Raw genomic sequence first — 3,682 nt, 5'->3', positions numbered from 1 at the left:
ACATGCGCATCCTGAGGTGGAACAGCGCGGCCGCGCCGGGCGCGCGCGCCTCGGCCAGCAGGACGGGCGTGCGCGTGTAGCCGACGGCGCCGATCGAGAGAAACCAGGAATGGCGCTGGAAGTCGAAGCCGCCGGGCTCGGCCGGACCCGAGGGCGGCGAGAGATGCGCCGTCATCATCACCCGCGCGCCGGGCTCGGGGTCGAGCCAGTCCTGCGCCCCGTGGAGCGCGACGCGCACCCGGAGCGGCGTCCGCCCGGGCGCCACGTCATCAAGGCGCACCTCGTCGAGCGTCAGCCTGAGCGCGTCGGAGGCGGACCGGTCGATGCCGACGATCCGGCCCTCGACGGGTCCGTAGTAGCGGAAGTCCAGCACGTGTCCCGCCACTTCGTGCGAGCGGAGCCCCGCGGCAAGCAACCCCGCCGACAGCAGCGCGACACCGAGCGCGAGCGGGCCGAAGACCTCCCGCCTGAGGGCATAGAGCAGGAGCGCGAGGCATCCCGCCCCGCCCGCCGCCGCATAGCCCAGCACAGCGGGTTCCGCCGGGAGCTCGTAGTAGAGCGCCACGCCCGACCCGAAGGCCACGGCCGCCCAGGGCATCAGCGCGCCGCGCTGGCCCTGCTGGACCGCGTTCAGCGCGGTCAGGATCGCGTGGGGCCGCACCCTTGCACCTTCACCTCAGGCTCGGGTAAGTCCTCCCCGTCTTGCCAAGACATGGTTTCCAACTCGTTAACGCGGGCGCGCGCCGGTCGCCGCCCGGAAGGGGTCCCATGGCCGAGAGCCCAGAGATCGTCACCCGCATCGCGCCCTCGCCGACGGGGATCATGCATATCGGCACGGCGCGGACCGCGCTCTTCAACTGGCTGTTCGCCCGCGGTCGCGGGGGGAAGTTCCTCCTCAGGATCGAGGACACCGACCGCGCCCGCTCCACCCCCGAGGCGACGGAGGCGATCCTCGACGGCATGCGCTGGCTCGGGCTCGACTGGGACGGCGAGGTGGTCAGCCAGTTCGCGCGCTTGGAGCGCCACGCCGAGGTCGCGCACCGGATGCTGGCCGAGGGAACGGCCTACAAGTGCTTCTCCCCGCAGGAGGAGATCGAGGCCTTCCGCGAGGCCGCGCGGGCCGAGGGCCGCTCGACCCTGTTCCTCAGCCCCTGGCGGGACGTGCCCGAGGCCGAGCACCCGGACGCCCCCTTCGCGATCCGCCTCAAGGCTCCGCGTGTCGGCGAGACGGTGATCGAGGACGCCGTGCAGGGAACCGTCACCTTCCGCAACGACCAGCTCGACGACATGGTGATGCTGCGCTCGGACGGGACGCCGACCTACATGCTGGCCGTCGTCGTCGACGACCACGACATGGGCGTGACGCATGCGATCCGGGGCGACGACCACCTCAACAACGCCGCGCGCCAGGCGCAGATCTACCGCGCCATGGGCTGGGCCGAGCCGGTCTGGGCGCATATCCCGCTGATCCACGGGCCCGACGGCAAGAAGCTGTCGAAGCGGCACGGCGCGACCGGCGTGATGGAATACGCGCGCATGGGCTTCCCGCCCGCGGCGATGCGCAACTATCTCGCCCGCCTCGGCTGGAGCCACGGCGACGACGAGCTCTTCGACGACGCGCAGGCGATCGCGTGGTTCGACCTCGGCGGCATCGGGCGCGCGCCCGCGCGGCTCGACATGAAGAAGCTCGAGAACGTCTCGGGCTGGCACATCGCGCGGATGGCGGATGCCGAGCTCGTCTCTGCCATCGAGAGCTTCCTCGCCATTTCGGAGCGCCCGCCGCTCTCGCAGGCGCAGAAAGACCGCCTCGCGGCTGCGATGTATTGCCTCAAGGACCGCGCCAAGACGCTGCCCGATCTGCTGGAAAAAGCCCAGTTCGCGCTGGCGGAAGGACCGATCGTCCCCGACGAGGGCGCGGCCGCGGCGCTCGACGATGTATCCCGTGGTATACTGACAGAATTGACTGCGCAGTTGCAGAATGCTAGCTGGACACGGGACACGCTGGAAGCGGTATTGACCGCGGCAGCGGACTCCCACGGGTTGAAGTTCGGCAAGCTGGCGGCCCCCTTGCGGGCGGCGCTCGCGGGCCGCAGCGTGAGCCCGAGCGTGTACGACATGATGCTCGTCCTGGGCCGGGAGACCTCGCTCGCCCGTCTGACGGACGCAGCCTCCCCCCGCGGCTGAACCGGGGGGAACCGCGCACAGGGACAGGGTCCGGGGCACACGCGGTCCGGGCCGAGCCGATGGCCGGCGCTCCACGACCGGCGCGAGGAGAAGGGACGACCATGGCCGACAGAACCGCAACCCTGACGATCGACGGAACGAGCTACGAGCTGCCGATGCGCTCGCCGAGCGCGGGGCCCGATGTCATCGACATCACCAAGCTCTACGCGCAGGCGGGCGTGTTCACCCACGATCCGGGCTTCACCTCGACCTCGTCGTGCGACAGCTCGATCACCTTCATCGACGGCGACAAGGGCGAGCTGCTGCACCGCGGCTACCCGATCGACCAGCTCGCCGAGAAGTCGCACTTCCTCGAGGTCTGCTACCTCCTGCTCTACGGCGAGCTGCCGAGCGCGGCGGAACTCGAGCTGTTCGAGAACACGATCACCCGCCACACCATGATCCACGAGCAGATGCACAACTTCTTCCGGGGCTTCCGGCGGGACGCGCATCCGATGGCGACGATGGTGGGCGTGGTGGGCGCGATGTCGGCCTTCTACCACGACTCGACCGACATCAACGACCCGCGCCAGCGCGAGATCGCCTCGCACCGCCTGATCGCCAAGGTGCCGACGATCGCGGCCATGGCCTACAAGTACTCGATCGGGCAGCCCTTCGTGTATCCGCGCAACGACATCGACTATGCGTCGAACTTCCTGCGCATGTGCTTCGCCGTGCCGGCCGAGGAATACAAGGTCGACCCGGTCCTCGCCCGCGCCATGGACCGGATCTTCACGCTGCACGCCGACCACGAGCAGAACGCCTCGACCTCGACCGTGCGCCTCGCCGCATCCTCGGGCGCGAACCCCTTCGCCTGCGTCGCGGCCGGCATCGCCTGCCTCTGGGGACCCGCGCATGGCGGTGCCAACCAGGCCTGCCTCGAGATGCTGCGCGAGATCGGCACGCCCGACCGAATCCCCGAATTCATCGCCCGCGCGAAGGACAAGAACGACCCCTTCCGCCTCATGGGCTTCGGCCACCGGGTCTACAAGAACTTCGACCCGCGCGCGAAGGTCATGAAACAATCCGCTGACGAGGTGTTGGATCTTCTCGGGATCGAGAACAATCCGACCCTCCAGGTCGCCAAGGAGCTTGAGCGGATCGCGCTCGAGGACAGTTACTTCGTCGAGAAGAAGCTCTATCCGAACGTCGACTTCTACTCGGGCATCATCCTCGACGCGATGGGCTTCCCGACCTCGATGTTCACGCCGATCTTCGCGGTGGCGCGGACCGTCGGCTGGGTGAGCCAGTGGAAGGAGATGATCGCGGATCCGGCGCTGAAGATCGGCCGCCCGCGGCAGCTCTATACCGGCGAGACGATGCGCGACTACGTCGAGATCGAGAACCGCTGAGACATAGGCGCCACGCAGAACGAAGCCGCCCCTCGGGGCGGCTTTTTCATTTCATACAATGCCTTGCGGAACGTTCTTCATGTCACGCCGCGGCCGTCTCCTCGGCG

General features: G+C 68.8%; 3 protein-coding genes. 2 read left to right on the top strand and 1 reads right to left on the bottom strand.

Going from position 1 to position 3,682, the window contains the following annotated elements; genetic code table 11:
• Positions 1–661: DUF4131 domain-containing protein (locus ACTS11_RS07225; RefSeq protein ID WP_442639654.1), on the bottom strand; the 661-nt coding region annotated here is incomplete at its 3' end.
• 107 nt (positions 662–768) lie between these two features.
• Here ACTS11_RS07225 and gltX point away from each other — a divergent pair.
• Together gltX and gltA are read left to right on the top strand one after the other, a co-directional pair.
• The gene (gene gltX / locus ACTS11_RS07220; RefSeq protein ID WP_442639653.1) at positions 769–2,184 is read left to right on the top strand and encodes a glutamate--tRNA ligase; all 1,416 of its coding nucleotides are present in this window, start codon (positions 769–771) and stop codon (positions 2,182–2,184) included.
• A 101-nt stretch (positions 2,185–2,285) separates the two neighbouring features.
• Positions 2,286–3,575, top strand: a complete 1,290-nt coding sequence (gene gltA, locus ACTS11_RS07215; protein ID WP_442639652.1) for a citrate synthase — start codon at positions 2,286–2,288, stop codon at positions 3,573–3,575.
• Positions 3,576–3,682 lie beyond the last annotated feature (107 nt).

Origin of the sequence: Roseicyclus sp. (genome assembly GCF_052168335.1) — a bacterium.
Taxonomy (GTDB): Bacteria; Pseudomonadota; Alphaproteobacteria; order Rhodobacterales; family Rhodobacteraceae; genus Roseibacterium.
This window is presented reverse-complemented; position numbering and strand designations above follow the sequence as displayed.

Excerpts from the sequence above, each read along its gene's own strand:
- gltX (WP_442639653.1), top strand. The coding sequence starts at position 769 with ATGGCCGAGAGCCCAGAGATCGTCACCCGCATCGCGCCCTCGCCGACG.
- gltA (WP_442639652.1), top strand. The coding sequence starts at position 2,286 with ATGGCCGACAGAACCGCAACCCTGACGATCGACGGAACGAGCTACGAG.